Source organism: Bradyrhizobium sp. 61 (genome assembly GCF_023073075.1).
In the GTDB taxonomy this organism is placed as follows: domain Bacteria; phylum Pseudomonadota; class Alphaproteobacteria; order Rhizobiales; family Xanthobacteraceae; genus Bradyrhizobium; species Bradyrhizobium barranii.
On the sequence record NZ_JADPIU010000052.1, the window covers coordinates 1 to 17653 of the forward strand.

The 17653-nt window shown below is 65.0% G+C and carries 12 protein-coding genes and 1 pseudogene; 6 read left to right on the forward strand and 7 right to left on the reverse strand.

Translation table 11 applies throughout. The features are described 5' to 3' along the window. Positions 1-159 (reverse strand): annotated as a pseudogene (locus IVB46_RS14975) (IS5/IS1182 family transposase); the annotation flags it as partial. A gap of 307 nt (positions 160-466) precedes the next feature. Here IVB46_RS14975 and glpK point away from each other — a divergent pair. The 3 genes from glpK to IVB46_RS14990 all read left to right on the forward strand — a co-directional run bounded on the left by glpK (position 467) and on the right by IVB46_RS14990 (position 5296). Continuing rightward, positions 467-1972, forward strand: a complete 1506-nt coding sequence (glpK, locus tag IVB46_RS14980) for a glycerol kinase GlpK (RefSeq protein ID WP_247302170.1) — start codon at positions 467-469, stop codon at positions 1970-1972. An 86-nt stretch (positions 1973-2058) separates the two neighbouring features. Beyond that, on the forward strand, positions 2059-4506 hold the full coding sequence (locus IVB46_RS14985; RefSeq protein ID WP_247302171.1) for a penicillin acylase family protein: 2448 nt from the start codon (positions 2059-2061) through the stop codon (positions 4504-4506). A 196-nt stretch (positions 4507-4702) separates the two neighbouring features. Further along, the gene (locus IVB46_RS14990) at positions 4703-5296 is read left to right on the forward strand and encodes a GNAT family N-acetyltransferase (protein WP_247343050.1); all 594 of its coding nucleotides are present in this window, start codon (positions 4703-4705) and stop codon (positions 5294-5296) included. 17 nt (positions 5297-5313) lie between these two features. On the opposite strand, the gene IVB46_RS14995 is transcribed toward IVB46_RS14990, so the two are convergent. After that, positions 5314-6468, reverse strand: a complete 1155-nt coding sequence (locus IVB46_RS14995) for a BBP7 family outer membrane beta-barrel protein (RefSeq protein ID WP_247302173.1) — start codon at positions 6466-6468, stop codon at positions 5314-5316. Positions 6469-6663: 195 nt separating this feature from the next. Here IVB46_RS14995 and IVB46_RS15000 point away from each other — a divergent pair, with 195 nt between their 5' ends. Next, positions 6664-7293 carry a glutathione S-transferase family protein gene (locus IVB46_RS15000; RefSeq protein ID WP_247302174.1) on the forward strand — a complete coding sequence of 210 codons (630 nt, stop codon included), beginning with the start codon at positions 6664-6666 and terminating at the stop codon, positions 7291-7293. 12 nt (positions 7294-7305) lie between these two features. On the opposite strand, the gene IVB46_RS15005 is transcribed toward IVB46_RS15000, so the two are convergent. From IVB46_RS15005 to metF, 3 genes are all read right to left on the reverse strand, one after another. Next, a complete protein-coding gene (locus IVB46_RS15005; RefSeq protein ID WP_247302175.1) occupies positions 7306-8094 on the reverse strand; it encodes a hypothetical protein in 789 nt (262 codons plus the stop codon). Between the two features lie 688 nt (positions 8095-8782). Continuing rightward, the gene (gene metH / locus IVB46_RS15010; protein ID WP_247302176.1) at positions 8783-12631 is read right to left on the reverse strand and encodes a methionine synthase; all 3849 of its coding nucleotides are present in this window, start codon (positions 12629-12631) and stop codon (positions 8783-8785) included. Between the two features lie 6 nt (positions 12632-12637). After that, positions 12638-13579 carry a methylenetetrahydrofolate reductase [NAD(P)H] gene (gene metF / locus IVB46_RS15015; RefSeq protein WP_166345253.1) on the reverse strand — a complete coding sequence of 314 codons (942 nt, stop codon included), beginning with the start codon at positions 13577-13579 and terminating at the stop codon, positions 12638-12640. A 399-nt stretch (positions 13580-13978) separates the two neighbouring features. On the opposite strand from metF, the gene IVB46_RS15020 reads away from it, so the two are divergent. After that, a complete protein-coding gene (locus IVB46_RS15020) occupies positions 13979-14992 on the forward strand; it encodes an LLM class flavin-dependent oxidoreductase (RefSeq protein WP_247302178.1) in 1014 nt (337 codons plus the stop codon). 126 nt (positions 14993-15118) lie between these two features. Here the strand turns inward: IVB46_RS15020 and IVB46_RS15025 are convergent, their stop codons facing one another. After that, the gene (locus tag IVB46_RS15025; protein ID WP_014498246.1) at positions 15119-15979 is read right to left on the reverse strand and encodes a prephenate dehydratase; all 861 of its coding nucleotides are present in this window, start codon (positions 15977-15979) and stop codon (positions 15119-15121) included. A gap of 21 nt (positions 15980-16000) precedes the next feature. After that, complete coding sequence (locus IVB46_RS15030) at positions 16001-16741, reverse strand: 3-deoxy-manno-octulosonate cytidylyltransferase (RefSeq protein ID WP_014498245.1); 741 nt, start codon at positions 16739-16741, stop codon at positions 16001-16003. Positions 16742-16960: 219 nt separating this feature from the next. On the opposite strand from IVB46_RS15030, the gene IVB46_RS15035 reads away from it, so the two are divergent. Further along, complete coding sequence (locus IVB46_RS15035) at positions 16961-17515, forward strand: cytochrome c family protein (RefSeq protein WP_071916710.1); 555 nt, start codon at positions 16961-16963, stop codon at positions 17513-17515. Positions 17516-17653: the final 138 nt, after the last annotated feature.

A 17653-nucleotide genomic window follows, 5' to 3' on the forward strand; every position in this document is an offset into this window, starting at 1 on the left:
TCGACCGGGGCTCCCTTCATCCCGCAAATGGCCGATCAGCTTCTCGAACCGGTACCACTTGACCAGGCCAGCCAGCCGATCCAGCGCCGCATTGGCGCCAGCCCCCTTCGGCATCAGCGCTTCCACAAAGCTCGGCTGTCCCGTCCGCTTGACCGCCATCGCTACCCTCCAAGGCTTAGCCCTAGGGAATCACAATTGACGAATTACGCAACAGGCCCCTTGTGGGAGAGGGTGGCTCGCCGCGTAGCGGCGAGACGGGTGAGGGGTTTCTCTCCATGTGCAACCCTCTTACCGCTGAATTCGCTGAAGCATACCCCTCATCCGGCGCTTCGCGCCACCTTCTCCCGCAAGGGGAGAAGGAAGGGGAGCCGCGCGCGTTGATCCAATCTTGACCTTGCCGCCCTAATCCGCTCCCTTTGGCGCGACACAATGATCCCCTCTCAGGGAAACGCCAGGGTAAGCTTCCATGTCTTTCGTCCTCGCCATCGACCAGGGCACCACCTCGTCGCGCGCCATCGTCTTTCGCAGTGACATCTCGATTGCCGCCCGCGCGCAGCAGGAGTTTCCGCAGCATTTTCCGGCCTCGGGCTGGGTCGAGCACGAGCCGGAGGACATCTGGACCTCGACCGTCATGGTTTGCCGCGACGCGATCGAGCAGGCCGGCATCACCGCAAAGGACATCGCCGCGATCGGCATCACCAACCAGCGCGAGACCACCGTGGTGTGGGACCGCGCCACGGGCCAGGCCGTGCACCGTGCCATCGTCTGGCAGGATCGCCGCACCGCCGACATCTGCGCGAAACTCAAGGCCGACGGCCGCGAGCCCGTGATCTCGCAGAAGACCGGCCTGATCATCGATCCCTATTTCTCCGGCACCAAGGTCGCCTGGATCCTGGACCACGTCCCCGGCGCACGGGCGCGTGCCGCGCGCGGCGAGCTGATGTTCGGCACCGTCGATTGCTATCTGCTCTGGCGCCTCACCGGCGGCAAGGTGCACGCCACCGACGCCACCAACGCCTCGCGCACGCTGCTGTTCAACATCCACACCGGCCAGTGGGACGACGAGCTGCTGGAGATCATCGGCGTGCCGCGCTCGATGCTGCCCGAGGTGAAGGATTCCTCCGCCCGCTTCGGCGAGAGCACGCCGGACCTGTTCGGCGGCGCGATCGCGATCTCCGGCATCGCGGGCGACCAGCAGGCCGCGACCATCGGCCAGGCCTGCTTCCGCCCGGGCATGATGAAGTCGACCTACGGCACCGGCTGTTTTGCCCTTCTCAACACCGGCACCACGCCGGTCGTCTCCAAGAACAAGCTGCTCACCACCGTCGCCTATCAGCTCGACGGCAAGCGCACCTACGCGCTCGAAGGCTCGATCTTCGTCGCAGGCTCGGCGGTGCAGTGGCTGCGCGACGGCCTCGGCATCATCAAGCACGCCGCCGAGACCGGGCCTCTCGCCGATCAGTCCGATTCCATGCAGAGCGTCTATCTGGTCCCGGCCTTCGTCGGCATGGGCGCGCCCTACTGGAATCCGCGCGTGCGCGGCGCGCTGTTCGGCCTCACCCGCAACACCGGCCCGGCCGAGCTCGCGCACGCCGCGCTGGAAAGCGTGTGTTACCAGACCTTCGACCTCTGGGCCGCGATGCGCGCGGACTGGCCGAGCTCGGAAGTCGCGAGCGTCGTGCTGCGCGTCGACGGCGGCATGACCGCCTCCGACTGGACCATGCAGCGCCTCGCCGATCTCTTGGACGCCCCGGTCGATCGCCCCGTGATCCAGGAGACCACGGCGTTGGGCGCGGCCTATCTCGCCGGCCTCCAGGCGGGCGTCTATCCCGAGCCGACAAAGTTCGCCGACAATTGGCGCCTCGAGCACCGCTTCAAGCCGAACATGAGCCAGGCGACGCGCGAGCGGAAGCTCGCCGGCTGGGCGCGTGCGGTGAAGGGCGTGCTCGCGAGCGACGAGGGAGAGGGATAGGCGGATTTCGAGAGGGAGCGCTGCGTAATCCGGGCTAGGGGCCTCAGACGGTATCGCACACAAAATAACAACAACGGGAGAAGACAATGAACACGGATCTCAACCGGGTCATCCAAAAACTCTGCGGCGCCATGATCTGCGCCGCGCTGCTCACCTCGACAGCCATCGCGCGCGACAAGCCGAACCCGCTCGGAAGTGCGCGGCAGCTCAAGACCGACGTCGCCGGCCTCGACGCCCCCGCGCAGATCCTGGTCGACGTCTGGGGCATCCCGCACATCTATGCCGGCAACGAGCACGACCTGTTCTTCCTGCAAGGTTTCAACGCCGCGCGCGACCGGCTCTGGCAGATCGATCTCTGGCGCAAGCGCGGCCTCGGCCTGCTCGCAAAGGATTTCGGCCCGGCCTATGCCGAGCAGGACAAGGCGCTGCGGCTGTTCCTCTATCGCGGCGACATGAACGCGGAGTGGGCGGCCTACGGTCCCAAGGCGAAGACCTATGCGGACGCGTTTGTCGCAGGCGTCAATGCCTATGTCGCCGACGTGCGCGCAGGAAAACGTCCGCTGCCGATCGAGTTCAGGATCGCCGGCACCATGCCTGATCCGTGGACGGCGGATGACGTCGTCCGCATCCGCAGCCACGGCCTGACGCGCAATGTCGCCTCCGAGGTCAAGCGCTCGCTGGTCGCCTGCGCGGCCGGCCTCGATGCCGATCGTTTTCGCGTCAAGCTCGAACCGGCATGGACCACGAAAGTCCCCGATGGTCTCGACCCCTGCAGCGTGCCCAAGGCCGTGCTCGCGGCCTACGATCTCGCGACGCGCCCGGTGGCCTTCGCGGCACCGAAGGACAAGCAGGCCGCACTCACCCACGATCCCGACAAATACCTCACCGAGGCCGACCAGCAGCGCGACACCATTGGCTCCAACAATTGGGTGATCGCGGCATCGCGCACCGCGACGGGCCGCCCGATCCTCGCCAACGATCCGCATCGCGAGCACAGCGTGCCCTCGCTGCGCTACATCGTCGGCCTCAATGCGCCGGGCCTCTCCGTGATCGGCGCCGGCGAGCCGGCGCTGCCCGGCATCTCGATCGGCCACAACGGCACCATTGCGTTCGGCCTCACCATCTTCAACGTCGACCAGGAAGACCTTTACGTCTACGAGCTCAATCCGAAAAACCCCAACCAGTACCGCTACGGCAATGGCTGGGAAGACATGCGCATCGTGCACGAGACCGAGCAGGTCAAGGGTGAGGCCGATCGCGACCTCGAGCTAAAGTTCACCCGCCACGGTCCCGTCGTCTTCGTCGACGATGCGAACAAGCGCGCCTTTGCGGTCCGCTCGATCTGGTTCGAGCCCGGCACCTCCGCCTATTTCGGCTCGTCCGACTACATGACCGCGAAGGACTGGAGCGGCTTCCTCGCCGCCATGCGGCGCTGGGGCGCGCCGTCGGAGAACCAGGTCTATGCCGACACCCGCGGCAATATCGGCTGGGTCGCCGCCGGCAAGACGCCGCGGCGCGCCAACTTCGACGGCCTGATGCCGGTGCCCGGCGACGGCCGCTATGAGTGGCAGGGTTTTCTCTCGCTCGACGAATTGCCGAAGGCCTATCAGCCCAAGCAGGGCTTTCTCGCCACCGCCAACCAGATGAACCTGCCGGCCGATTACCCGATAGCCGAACGCAAGGTCGGCTTCGAATGGTCCGACAGCGCGCGCTGGCAGCGCATCACCGAGGTGCTCGCGGCCAACAGCAAGGTGACGCTCGCCGACGCCATGGATTTACAGAACGACGACACCGCGATGCTCGGGCGGCGCCTCGTCAAGCTGTTGCAGCCACTCACCTCCGACGATCCCAATGTGAAGAAGGGTCTCGAGCTGCTCAAGCCATGGGACGCGCGGGATGCCGCCGACAGCGCGGCGGCTGCCGTGTTCGAGGTCTGGATCGCCAATCATCTCGGCCCAAGGCTGCTGAAGACCACCGCGCCCAAGGCCGCCGATCTGATCGCGCCGGAGGCGTCGAGCATTTCGGCGCTGGTCGCCTATCTGGAATCTCCGGATGCGTCGTTCGGCTCCGATCCCGCTGCCGCGCGCGACCAGATCCTGCGCGACAGCCTCGGCGCCGCGGTGGCCGACGTCGCGGGCAAGCTCGGGCCGGATGCCTCGACCTGGCGCTGGGGCCGGCTGCATGTCGCGAAATTCGACCATGCCTTGATGCCGCTCGCCGACAAGGCCACCGCCGCGCAGCTCTCGGTCGGCCCGCTCGCCTATGGCGGTGCCGCCAATGTGCCGCGCGCGGCCACCTACCGCCGCGCCGATTACCAGCTGTTCGCCGGCGCATCGTTCCGCATGGTGCTCGATGTCGGCAATTGGGATGCGAGCCGCACCATCAACACGCCCGGCCAATCCGGCGATCCCTTCAGCGCCCATTATCGCGACCTCGCGCCGCTCTGGGCGACGGGCCAATATGTCCCGCTGCTCTACAGCCGCCCGGCCGTCGAAGCCGCGACCGCGGAAGCGATCATTTTGACGCCGCGATGATCGATTTGTTGGCTGGAGAGTGCCGGAAGAGCGCGGCCTGCATGGTTCGAGACGCCCGCTTAGGCGGGCTCCTCACCATGAGGGTCTGATATCTCGCCGCGAAATGCGCCGTCATCCTGAGGGCCCGCCGTAGGCGGGCGTCTCGAAGGATGGGCCGCAAGCGAGCTGTTCGCCATGTCTTTCTGAGAGGCCACCCATGATCATCCCCGACGGCTATTCCGACATCCCCGCCGGCAAGATCGCCGCGGTCGTCACCCATCTGGAGATGACCGCACCTCCCGCGCGCCGCGACGATCCTCCAGGCAGTTGGACCTTGCGCAAGGTCGACGCGCCCGCGCTTCACTGGTATCGCGATCTCCATCGCCGCGTCGGCGAGGAGTGGCTGTGGTTCTCGCGTGCGCGCCTGAATGACGGGGAGCTTGCCGCAATCGTCCACGCGCCGGGCGTCGAGGTCCATGCCCTGGTCGTGGACGGTCGCGATGAAGGCCTGCTCGAGCTGGACTTTCGCGAGGCCGGCCAGTGCGAGCTGGTCTATTTCGGTGTCACCGCCGGATTGATCGGGACGGGCGCTGCTCGCTGCCTGATGAACCGCGCGCTGGAGCTCGCATGGTCGCGCGATCTGCGCCGCTTCTGGGTGCACACCTGCACCTTTGATCATCCGTCCGCCGTTGCGTTCTATCAGCGCTCGGGATTTCGTGCGTTCCGTCGCCAGATCGAGGTGGCCGATGATCCGCGCCTCGATGGAACGGCATCGCCGACGGCGGCGAGGCATGTGCCGATCATTGAGTAATGCCGGGCTACGCGCCCTCAATAATTATACCGCACGCCAAAGCTGAACCCCTGCGCAAGCAGGTTCGTCGTGTTGAGCACCGGCGCGGGCCGGTTCGGCCCGCCGCCGGCCGGCGGTGGCGCGAGGTTCGGATTGACGGTGGTGTCGATCAGCCCGCCGGCGCGCTGTACGCCGGTCCAGTACATCACGTCGTAGCCGGCGATCAGGCGCCAGCCGGGCGCAACCTGATATCCCGCCTTCAACGACAGCTCCGGCACCACGGCGAAGCGGGTTTGGTCGTAATGGCCTATATTGCTCGACAGCGCGAGGAAGCCGCCGGGGGCCGTCGTGGTGACGCCGGCCACGGTCGAGGCGGTCGAGCCCGAAATGTCGGCACTGTTGAGATTGGCGCCGAGCGCCACCTTGCCGCGCCACTCCAGCGACCACGGGCCATTGCGCCAGTCGCCGGTAAGGCCGAGATCGAGGCCGTGGAAATTGCTCGACGCCTTGAAATTGTCGGTGGGGCTGAAGGTGCCGAAGGCAAGAATGGTCGCGGTATTGGAGATCGTCAGCGTGTCGGTCGACCGCAGATAGCGATAGCCAACCAGCGCGCTGACGCGCTGTCCGCTCCACGCGCCGAGATCCCAGCGATAGAGCGCGCCGGCGCCGAGCAGGCGCGAGGTTTCGCTCGCGCTGGCGCTGCCGGTGGCCAGCCCCGGAAATCCCGCGATCAGCGCGTCGGGAAATCCCGTCAGCGCATTGGTGAAGGGCCGTGCCAGGATCGGATTGGCATTGGTGTCGGTCGCAAATCCGGTCGAGAGATTCTCCAGCCCGAAGAACGAGGCTTCGATGCCGCGGCTGCGCTGCGGATCGAACCAGTAGCCGGCGGTGATGCGCCCGCCCGAACGCCAGTCGTTGTTCACACTGGAATTGCCGAACAGCACGGTCGTCGTGGGCTGGCCGAGCACGCCGACAACTCCCAGCGGCGTGCCGACCGGGCTCGTGGTCACCAGCGCCGGCAGCTTGTCGCCCGTCACGCTCCAGGCAAGGTAGTCGGCCTCGGCCCAGAACGGATTGAAGTCGGTAGGTTTGGGCGGCGCCTTCATCGGCAGATCGGCTGCTGACGTGACGTCGGGCACGATCGCCGTAAGAGCCAGGCCGACCGCTGCCGCTCTCAATGCCCGCCGATTCATTTGGCTTCCCTCTGGGTCCGCGGAATGAACCATGCGACAATTTGTTCGGCAAGCTGGAGTTGAGGCGGTGCCGAGACGAAAATGTGTAGCTGTTGCCGTTGGGCACCGCTCGCTGGCTGTGTCGTTCGATAATAGCCTTGTGAAGAAGGTGAATGGCCGGCTTCGAGCCCCGGCACTGACTAGTGAGCGAGAACCATGTTCCTGATTGGCCAATACGATTCTCCCTTCGTCCGCCGTGTCGCGATCGCGCTGCGGCTCTACGGCCTCGCCTTTGAGCACCGGCCATGGTCCACCTTCGGCGACGCCGACAAGATCGCGCCGTACAATCCGCTGCGGCGCGTGCCCACGCTGGTGCTCGACGACGGCGAGGCGCTGATCGAGAGCACGATCATTCTCGATTATCTCGATGAGCTCGTCGGGCCTGAGAAGGCGATGCTGCCGCGCGGCGGCGCCGAGCGGCGGAAGCACCTGCGGATCTGCGCACTCGCCACCGGCCTCGGCGACAAGGCGGTCAGCCTGCTCTATGAGCGCGTGCTGCGGAAGGAGCAGCTTGCGCTGTGGGTCGAGCGCTGCCAGGCGCAGATCACCGACGTGCTGAAAGTGCTCGAAGCCGAACGCGCCGGGGTAACGACGCCGTATTGGCTGGGCGGCCAGATCGGCCACGCCGACATTGCGGTTGCCTGCGTCGTTCGCTTCACCCGCGAAGCGCATCCGCAACTGTTCGAGCCGTCGCGCTATCCGGCGCTGTCGGCACACGCCGAACGCTGCGAGGCGCTGGCACCGTTCGGGGAGATCGTGCAGCCGCTGGCCCCGCCGAAGGGGTGAAAGCGCGCCGTCCTATCTCCTGTTGCAGGGCTTGATCTCACCCGCTGCGGACTTCAGCACGATCGGATTCGGCGACAGTCTTATGCCAAAGAACAATTGAGAGCCGGACACCTTGTCGTCCGATCCCTGGTGTGCGTCCAGTTCGAGCTTCGCCGCGATCTCGGATGTCAGCTTGGCCCGCTCCTCCATCGAAATCGTGTTGTGATATTTGATCTCGTAGACGACGTCGGCTTCCAGCACGGACCGCGTCTGGCAGACCACTCCGCCGCTCGAAAGGTTCAGGGCGATCGCGTCCTCGCATTCGGCCTTCAGCAACGCATTGCGGGTCGATATCAGCGACTCGTCGGAAATCAGGAGAATGTTGGCGTTCTCGAGCTTGAGGTGAATTGAATCAACTTGCTGCATTCCGGCGACCGCCGACAGCTTGTCCCTGACCTGCGCGGACACGTCGAGATTCTTCTCGAGCGACTGCTTCAGGTCCCGGTCCACCGTCGGTGATTTCCGGATCTTGTCGGCCAGCAGCGTGGGGTCGATATCGCAGGTCGGATGCAGCTCCAGCCGGCCATCGCTCAGATATTCGATCGTGTTGATGGTGCCGGGACCGCCGAACGTGCTCGGCGGGACCACCTCGAAATATCCGGTCTCGGAGAGGATGGCCGTGATCGTGTGTTTCTTTCGCGGGAAGCCGACCCAGGCTGCAACCATCACCAGGCCGATCGCGACAAAGACGAGGCTACCAAGCCAGAGCCATTTGCGGCTTGCTACTTTCGCGGGCAGCACAACTGGTTTCGTTCGCCGCATGGCACGTAGCCTTTCGGGCAGTCAGCCGCGGCAATCGTGGGCAGCACGACAAGGGCGATCGCGGCGACGAACAGTGCAATGAACTGGTTCATATGCTCGATCCCAAGCAAACCATCGGTTTGAAGGTAGTAGACCGATAGAGTAGCGAATCAAGGTTGAGCGGACAAGTGAACGAGTTCACACCGCCCGGTTCCTGCGCGAAATTGCCGGTGAGCCGAATTCCGGACCGCGACTCGTCCTGGTGGTGTGTCAGAAAGGAGCAGGCCGCTCTTTGCGTCGCGCACTGTCGGTTGTTGCGAGGCGCAGGCGCCGTCCAGGGAGATCGTGCAGCCGCCGGCGCCGCCGAAGGAGCGAGGTCTCTACCCTCCCCTGGAGGGGGAGGGTCGATCGCGCGAAGCGCGAGCGGGGTGGGGTGACCTCTCAACACGGGTAGTGTTCGCGCGGAGAGACCGTCACCCACCTCGGTCCGCATTCCTGGTTCGCTGCATGCGAAATCCCCCTCCAGGGAAGGATGGGGACGCGCGTGTGGCATCCATCGGCACGGCAGGCGATGATGGAATATTACCGGTGCTTTGCCCGACGGAGCAAGTCGTTTCGGTAAGACCGAAATTCCTCAACCCTTTCAACCCCACCTCTACTGTGCATGGGGTTGTTTTTCACTTTTTAGTCTTGGGAAGCGAAGGCGGGCCTACCCCGCCCCCGCGCGCTTCTTCTGCCAGACGAGATGCACCGCGCAGGTGCAGCCGGGCGGATGCGAGGCGAGGTCCTTCGACGTCTCGTCGTTCGCGGGCGTTGCCACGAAGGCCTTGTCGGTCTGCTGCGACGGGATGTAGTTCAGCACCGGCGCGAGCCAGCGCTCGGTTTCCGCCACCGTCATTCCCTTGCGTGCGGCATAGTCCTCGACCTGGTCACGCTCGATCTTGCCGACGCCGAAATAATAGCTCTCGGGGTTCGCGAAATAGAGCCCGGACACGGAAGAGCCCGGCCACATCGCAAAGCTCTCGGTCAGCTTCACGCCGGCAGTCGCTTCCGCGTCGAGCAGCTCGAACAGCGTCGCCTTCTCGGTGTGATCGGGTTGCGCGGGATAGCCCGGCGCTGGACGGATGCCCTGGTACTTTTCGAGGATCAGATCGTCGCAGGAGAGTGCTTCGTCCGGCGCGTAGGCCCAGAACTCGCGGCGCGCGCGGGCATGCATGCGTTCGGCGAAGGCTTCGGCGAGACGATCGGCCAAGGCCTTGCACAGGATCGAGGAGTAGTCGTCATTGGCCATCTTGAAGCGGTCGGCGACCACGTCCTCGCCGATGCCGGCCGTGACGACGAAGCCGCCGACATAGTCGGGCACGCCCGCAGGCGCGACGAAGTCGGCGAGTGCGGCGTTGAACCGGCCCTCGCGCTTCTCGAGCTGCTGGCGCAGCGTGTGCAGCGTCGCGATCTGCTTGGTCCGGCTTTCGTCGGCGTAAAGCACGACGTCATCGCCTTGCGCATTCGCCGGCCAGAAGCCGACGGTGGCGCGCGCCCGGAACCACTTTTCCTTGACGATCAGATCGAGCATCTTGCGCGCGTCGTCGTAGAGCGAGCGTGCGACTTCGCCGACCTTGGAATCGTCAAGGATGGCGGGGAAGCGGCCGGCAAGCTCCCAGGTCTGGAAGAAGGGCGTCCAGTCGATATAGGGCACGAGCTCGGCGAGATCGTAATCGTCAAAGCTGCGGATGCCCAAGAAGGTCGGCTTCACCGGCTTGTTCTTGGCAAAGTCGACCGGCACGCGGTTGGCGCGCGCGGCCGCGAGCTTCAGGCGCTTCTTGTCGGCCTGCGCGCGCAGATGCGCGTCCGAGATTTTGGCGTATTCGGCGCGCACCTCGGCGGCGTAGGCCTCGCGCTTCTCAGGGCTCAGCAGCGAGGAGGCGACGCCGACGGCACGGCTGGCGTCGTTGACGTGGACGACGGGACCGGCGCGATAGCTCGGGTCGATCTTGACCGCCGTGTGCACGCGGCTCGTGGTGGCGCCGCCGATCAAGAGCGGCAGCTTCAAACCTTCGCGCTGCAATTCACCGGCGAAGAACGCCATCTCGTCGAGTGAGGGCGTGATCAGGCCTGATAGCCCGACGATGTCAGCCTTCTCCGCCTTCACGGTCTCGACGATCTTGGCTGCCGGCACCATCACGCCGAGGTCGATGACCTCGAAATTGTTGCACTGGAGCACGATGCCGACGATGTTCTTGCCGATGTCGTGGACGTCGCCCTTGACGGTCGCGAGCACGATCTTGCCGGCGGAAGAGGAGCCTTCGGTGCCGATGCCGTTGGCTAGGTTGCGCGCCTTCTCTTCCTCCATGAACGGCATCAGCCACGCCACCGCCTGCTTCATCACGCGCGCGGACTTCACCACCTGCGGCAGGAACATCTTGCCGTCGCCGAAGAGGTCGCCGACCACGTTCATGCCGGCCATCAGCGGTCCTTCGATCACGTCGAGCGGACGCTTGGATGCCTTGCGGGCCTCCTCGGTATCCACTTCGATGAACTCGGTGATCCCATGCACCAGCGAATGCGACAGCCGCTTCGCCACCGGCCATTCGCGCCAGGCGAGATCGGCTTCCTTGGTCTGGGTCTTGTTGCCACGGAATTTCTCCGCAAGTGCGAGCAGACGCTCGGACGCGCCGGGGTCGCGATTGAGGATGACGTCCTCGCACACCTGGCGCAGCTCGGCATCGATGTCATCATAGACGATCATCTGCCCGGCATTGACGATGCCCATGTCCATGCCCGCCTTGATGGCGTGATACAGGAACACCGAGTGCATCGCCTCGCGCACCGGCTCGTTGCCGCGGAACGAGAACGACAGATTGGAGACGCCGCCGGAAATATGCGCGTGCGGCAGGTTCTGGCGGATCCAGCGCGTCGCTTCGATGAAGTCGACGCCGTAATTGTTGTGCTCCTCGATGCCGGTCGCGATCGCGAAAATATTCGGATCGAAGATGATGTCTTCCGGCGGGAAACCGACGCGGTCCACCAGGATGTCATAGGCGCGCTTGCAGATCTCGGTCTTGCGCGCGAACGTATCGGCCTGGCCGACCTCGTCGAACGCCATCACCACCACGGCTGCGCCATGGCGCCGGGCGATCTTGGCCTCGTGAATGAACTTCTCCTCGCCTTCCTTCATCGAGATCGAATTGACGACCGGCTTGCCCTGCACGCATTTCAGGCCGGCCTCGATCACCGAGAATTTCGAGGAATCGACCATCACGGGGACGCGGGCGATGTCGGGCTCGGCGGCGACGAGGTTGAGGAAGGTCACCATCGCGGCTTCCGAATCCAGAAGCCCTTCGTCCATGTTGACGTCGATGATCTGCGCGCCGTTCTCGACCTGGTCGCGGGCGACCTGCAGCGCGGCGGTGTAGTCGCCGGCGGTGATCAGCTTGCGGAAGCGAGCGGAGCCGGTGACGTTGGTGCGCTCGCCGACGTTCACGAACGGGATGGCGTCCGTCAGGATGAACGGCTCGAGGCCGGAGAGGCGCAGGCGCGGCTCGATTTCCGGCACAATGCGCGGCTTGTGCGGGGCGACGGCCGCCGCAATCGCCGCGATATGGTCCGGCGTGGTGCCGCAGCAGCCGCCGACGATGTTGACCAGGCCATCGCGCGCGAACTCGCCGACCAGGCGGGCCATGTACTCCGGGGTCTCGTCGTACTGGCCGAATTCGTTGGGCAGGCCGGCATTCGGATAGGCACACACCAGCGTGTCGGCGACGCGGCCGATATCGGCGATATGCGCGCGCAGATCTTCCGCGCCGAGGGCGCAGTTGAAGCCGATGGTGACGGGTTTTGCGTGCCGCACCGAATTCCAGAACGCTTCCGGCATCTGGCCCGACAGCAGGCGGCCGGATTTGTCGGTGATGGTGCCCGACACCATCACGGGCACGTCGATGCCGCGCTCCTCGGTGATTTCGGCGATCGCATAGAGCGCCGCCTTGGCGTTCAGCGTGTCGAAGATGGTCTCGACCAGCAGCAGATCGACACCGCCGTCGAGCATGCCGTTGATCTGCTCGCCATAGGATTTGCGCAAATCGTCGAACGTGACGGCCCGGTAGCCGGGGTTGGACACGTCGGGCGAGATCGAGGCGGTGCGGTTGGTCGGGCCGATGGCACCGGCAACGAAGCGCGGCTTGCCGTCCTCGGTCTCGACGCGACGAGCGGCATTGCCGGCGAGGCGGGCGCCTTCGCGCGCCATCTCGTAGACGATGTCGGTGAGGTCGTAATCGGCCTGCGCGATCGAGGTCGTCGAGAAGGTGTTGGTCGCGACGATGTCGGCGCCGGCACGCAAATAGGCGGCGTGGATGTCCTCGATCGCCTGCGGCTGGGTCAAGATCAACAGATCGTTGTTGCCGCGCAGGTCGCGATGAAAATTCTTGAAGCGCTCGCCGCGGAAGGCGGCCTCGTCGAACTGGAGGTTCTGGATCATCGTGCCCATGGCGCCGTCGAGCACAAGGATGCGCTCGCGGGCGGCATTGAGCAGGGCAGTTCGCTTGGGAGAAACGGGAGTGGTCATTTTATCTTAAGCCGCCTTCTGCGCGCTCTTGGCGCGGATGCCGAGCAAATGGCTGATCGCGAACACGAGATCGGCGCGGTTCATGGTGTAGAAGTGGAAGGTGTCGACGCCGCGCTTCGCCAGCTTCTGCACCTGGCCGGCGGCAACCGTCGCGGCCACCAGCTTGCGGGTCTCGGCGTCGTCGTCGAGGCCGTCGAATTTCTCCGCCAGCCAATCCGGCACGGAGGTGCCGGCGCGGGTGACGAAATTGCGGGCCTGCTTGAAATTGTGCATGGGCATGATGCCGGGCACGATCGGGATGTCGATGCCTCGGGCACGGACGCGGTCGAGATAGCGGAAGTAGAGGTCGTTATCGAAGAACACCTGCGTGATCGCGCGCGTCGCACCCGCATCGACCTTGGCCTTCAGCGTGTCGATGTCGGCGTCGAAGTCGCGCGCTTCAGGGTGCTTCTCGGGATAGGCGGACACGGACACTTCGATGTCGCCGTGCCGCTTCTTGATGCCCGCAACGAGGTCGGCTGAGCTCTGGTAGCCGTCGGGATGGCTGGAATAGGGCGTGCCGATGCCGCCGGCGGGATCGCCGCGCAGGCCGACGATGTGGCGGACGCCGACCTCGTGATAGCGGTCGACGATCTCATCGATCTCCCCGCGCGAGGCGCCGACGCAGGTCAAATGCGCGGCCGGCAGCAGCGCGGTCTCTTTGAGGATGCGGGTGATGGTCGAATGGGTGCGCTCGCGGGTCGAGCCGCCGGCCCCATAGGTCACGGAGACGAATTTCGGGTCGAGCGGGGCGAGCCGGTTGATGGTCTCCCAGAGATTGCGCTCCATCTCTTCCGTCTTGGGCGGAAAGAACTCGAAGGAGATCGCAGGCCGCTTCGAGGAGAGGTGCCCGTTTTGGAGGTGCCCGTCTTGCCCTTCGGCTCGGGCAGGCGTCGTCAGATCAGTCATGGCACCACTCACTCCAGGGGCTCGTCCGGCTTTCGGCGGCCGGCAGTCAGGTCTCGATTGGATGTGGGCAAGATAAGCCAAAGCGGTCGCACTCGACAGCCCATCGGGGATGGGAAGTGGCCCACTTTCACCGGTAACGGTGGAAATATTGAACGGATGAGGGTATGAGTGGGAAGTGCGTAAATCTGATAAGATATTATACAAATCAACATATTGCAGCGATTTTGGCGGCGAGCAGGAGCAAATAAGGGGTGTGGGCAGTGTGAAGATGGTGTTGCTACGACAAATCTTGTCCCATCGCCTCAACCGGCCTTGTCGTGCGGGCTCGCTGCCTGCACACGCCAGACCTGCGCAGTCTGCCCATTGCCGCCGCGCCGGCCTTCACTACGTTAGCGCGCCATGATCCCGCTCTCAGTCCTCGACCTCTCCGTCGTCACCACAGGTACAAAACCCGCTGCGGCGCTGCGCAACAGCATCGATCTGGCGCGCCATGTCGATGGGCTTGGCTATGTCCGCTACTGGCTCGCCGAGCATCACAACCTCGCCTCGGTGGCGAGCCCGGCGCCCGACGTGATGATCGGGCAGATCGCGGCGGTGACGAAGCACATCCGCGTCGGCTCCGGCGGGGTGATGCTGCCCAACCACGCCCCGCTCGTGGTGGCCGAGCGCTTCAAGATGCTGGAGGCGCTGTTTCCCGGCCGCATCGATCTCGGTCTCGGCCGTGCCCCCGGCACCGACGGCGCCACCGCCTACGCACTGCGCAGCCGTCTCGACCGCCGCGAGGGCGACGACTTCCTGGAGCGGCTGCACGAACTGATTCTGTGGGAGACCCGCGAATTTCCCGCAGGCCATCACTACAACAACGTGGTCGCGATGCCCGACGACACCAAGCTGCCGCCGATCTGGCTGCTCGGCTCCAGCGACTATTCCTCGGAACTCGCCGCGCAGGTCGGCATGGGTTTCGCCTTCGCCCATCACTTCGCATCCCATGACGCGATCGATGCGATGGTGCATTACCGCAACCGTTTCCAGCCCTCGGCCTGGAGCGCGAGCCCGCGCGCGATCCTCGCCGTCGCCGTCATCACGGCCGACACGGATGAGGAGGCCGAAAAGCTCGCCTCCTCGTTCGATCTCAACCGCCTGCGCCGCGACCGCGGGCAATATCTGCCGCTGCCGAGTGTCGAGGAGGCGCTGGCCTATCCCTATACGGACGCCGAGCGCATTTCGATCTCGCGCAACCGTTCGCGCCTCTTCGTCGGCAATCCGGCGACGGTGCAGAAGAAGCTGCAGCCGCTGATCGATGCGAGCAAACCGGACGAGTTGATGGTGATTACGGCCGTGTACGACCACGACGCACGGAAGAAATCGTATTCGCTGCTGGCCGAGGCGTTCGGACTGAAAGCGGCCGCGTAAGGCTCTCGTGCCCCGGACGCGGCGCAGCGCGAAGCGGTGCGCTGCAGAGAGAGCCGGGGCCCATCGCGCTCCGGGTATCGTGGCCCCTGGGTCCCGGCTCGCGCTCCGCGCGTCCGGGACACGCAATCAATCCTGCTGCGTTTCGCTGAACGTCGCGCGGAAGGGGTGTCCCGGATACACGCCAACGATGCGGAATTCGCGCGAGAAGAATTTCAGCTCCTCGATCGCGAACGCCAGTCCCTTGTCTTCAGGGTGGCCGTCGACGTCCGCATAAAACTGTGTGGCGAAGAAATTGCCGTCGACCATGTAGCTTTCGAGCTTGGTCATGTTGACGCCGTTGGTGGCAAAGCCGCCGAGCGCCTTGTAGAGCGCAGCGGGCAAGTTGCGCACACGAAATACAAAAGTCGTGACCAGCGGCCCCGAGCCCTGCGCCGCCCATTTCGGCTCGCGCGCCAGCACCACGAAGCGCGTGGTGTTGTGGGCCTCGTCCTCGATGTCCTCCGCCAGAATGTCGAGGCCGTAGATCTTTGCCGCAAGCCGCGAGGCGATCGCGGCGACGGCCTTGTCGTTGCGCTCGGAAATGTCGCGGGCGCTGCCGGCGGTGTCGGCGTGCACGATCGGCTTGATGCCGAGCTTGCGGATGATGCGCCGGCACTGGCCGAGCGCATGCACGTGGCTCTCGACGCTCTTGATGTCCTCGAGCTTCGTCCCCTTCACCGCCATCAGCTGATGGCGGACCGGCAGAAACCATTCGCCGATGATGAAGAGGCCGGAGGCCGGCAGCAGATGATGGATGTCGGCGACGCGCCCCGCGACCGAATTCTCGATCGGGATCATGCCGAGGTCGGCCTCGCCCGACGAGATCGCCGACAGCGCGTCCTCGAAGGTGGCGCAGGGCATCGGCTCGGCGTCGGGATAGGCCTCGACGATGGCGATGTGGGAGTTGGCCCCAGGCTCGCCCTGGAATGCGATTTTCAGCTTGCTCATGATCGGCCTTGTAACAGCGGCTCAGGATTTGGAAAGGATGCTGCGGGCGGTCTCCAGGTCCGCCGGCGTGTCGACCCCGCGGGGCACGGTGTCGACGATGGTGAAGTCGATCCGCATCCCGGCCTCCAGCGCCCGGAGTTGCTCGAGCTTCTCCTGCAATTCCAGCGGGGATGGCGGTAGGGAGACGTAGCGCTCCAGCGCGGCGCGGCGATAGGCGTAGAGGCCGATATGGTGGTAGCGCGGCCCGTCGCCGGTCGGAGCGGTCGCGCGGGTGAAATAAAGTGCGCGCATGCGTTTCCCGCCCAGCGAAGTTCCGATCGCCTTTACGACGCTCGGCGCGAGGTCCTCCTCCTCGGTATGGATCTGCGAGGCCAGCGTCGCGATGTCCACGGCCGGATCTTGCAGCGGCGGCAGCACCTCGCGGATGTTGTCGATCGTGATGGTCGGGAAATCGCCCTGGAGATTGACCACGATCTCGGCCTTGCCTGAGGGATCGAGCTTCTGCATCGCCTCGTGGATGCGGTCCGAGCCAGAGGGGTGCTCCGGGCGGGTCATCACGGCTTCGCCGCCATGGGCGGTGACCACGGAGGCGATCTCGTCCGTATCGGTCGCGACCGCGACCCGGCCGATGCCGGCGGCCTCTGCCCGCCGCATCACGTGCACGATCATAGGCAGGCCCGCGATGTCTGCGAGCGGCTTGCCGGGCAGGCGGGTTGCGGCCATGCGGGCGGGGATCAGCACCAGGATGCGGGGATCGATCATCGGGTCAAGGGCCTGGAAACGAGAGGTTTTCCGCGTCGAGAAATGGGGTGGGGACGGGCTGAAAGCCGGGTCGCTTATACGGGTTGCCAGACCCCGGGCAAACCGATATCTCAATGGCAAAACTCGGGGAAACAACAAGGAACGTTTGATTCTCCCGAGGCTCGTCCTGGCGGCCGCTCGGCCGCTATTTCCTTACTGTGGTGTGGGGCCTGGCCGGAAATGGACTCTTTCGAACTGAACAAGATCCTCGGTGCCGTGCTTGGCACCTGTCTCATTCTGCTTGTGACGAGCTTTGCCGCCCAGGCGCTGTTCACACCGAAGCCGCTGGCGAAGCCTGGTTTCGAGATCGCCGTGAAGGAAGATGCTGGCCACGGCAAGGAAGGTGGCGCCGCTGCTGCGCCCTCCGAGCCGATCGAAAAGCTGCTCCAGACCGCTTCCGTCGAAAAGGGCGCTTCGGCTGCCAAGAAGTGCGGCGCCTGCCACACCTTCGAGAAGGGCGGCCCGAATCGCGTCGGTCCGAACCTCTATGGCGTCGTCGGCGAAGCCAGGGGCGAGGGCCGCAACGGCTTCAACTTCTCGGCCGCCATGAAGGCCAAGGGCGGCACCTGGTCGTTCGACGACCTCAACAAGTTCATTGCAAACCCGAAGGGCTTCATCCCGGGCACCGCGATGGGCTTTGCCGGCATCCCGAAGGACTCCGAGCGCGCCGACGTCATCGCCTATCTGAATTCGCTGTCAGAGCATCCTCAGCCGATCCCGACGGCGTCGAAGTAAGGCCGTCAAAAACCGATCTTGGAAAGTGCGGCCAGGCTGAAAAGCCTGGCCGTTTGCTTATCCGGGCCTCGCGGTGAGTTTATCGGGGCGTTTGGCCGCATCCGACGGGCCGCCCGGGCTTCCAACATGAGGAAAAAG

Coding starts and splice junctions, on each gene's coding strand:
- glpK (WP_247302170.1), top strand. CDS start 467: ATGTCTTTCGTCCTCGCCATCGACCAGGGCACCACCTCGTCGCGCGCC.
- IVB46_RS14985 (WP_247302171.1), top strand. CDS start 2,059: ATGAACACGGATCTCAACCGGGTCATCCAAAAACTCTGCGGCGCCATG.
- IVB46_RS14990 (WP_247343050.1), top strand. CDS start 4,703: ATGATCATCCCCGACGGCTATTCCGACATCCCCGCCGGCAAGATCGCC.
- IVB46_RS14995 (WP_247302173.1), bottom strand. CDS start 6,468: ATGAATCGGCGGGCATTGAGAGCGGCAGCGGTCGGCCTGGCTCTTACG.
- IVB46_RS15000 (WP_247302174.1), top strand. CDS start 6,664: ATGTTCCTGATTGGCCAATACGATTCTCCCTTCGTCCGCCGTGTCGCG.
- IVB46_RS15005 (WP_247302175.1), bottom strand. CDS start 8,094: ATGCGGCGAACGAAACCAGTTGTGCTGCCCGCGAAAGTAGCAAGCCGC.
- metH (WP_247302176.1), bottom strand. CDS start 12,631: ATGACCACTCCCGTTTCTCCCAAGCGAACTGCCCTGCTCAATGCCGCC.
- metF (WP_166345253.1), bottom strand. CDS start 13,579: ATGACTGATCTGACGACGCCTGCCCGAGCCGAAGGGCAAGACGGGCAC.
- IVB46_RS15020 (WP_247302178.1), top strand. CDS start 13,979: ATGATCCCGCTCTCAGTCCTCGACCTCTCCGTCGTCACCACAGGTACA.
- IVB46_RS15025 (WP_014498246.1), bottom strand. CDS start 15,979: ATGAGCAAGCTGAAAATCGCATTCCAGGGCGAGCCTGGGGCCAACTCC.
- IVB46_RS15030 (WP_014498245.1), bottom strand. CDS start 16,741: ATGATCGATCCCCGCATCCTGGTGCTGATCCCCGCCCGCATGGCCGCA.
- IVB46_RS15035 (WP_071916710.1), top strand. CDS start 16,961: ATGGACTCTTTCGAACTGAACAAGATCCTCGGTGCCGTGCTTGGCACC.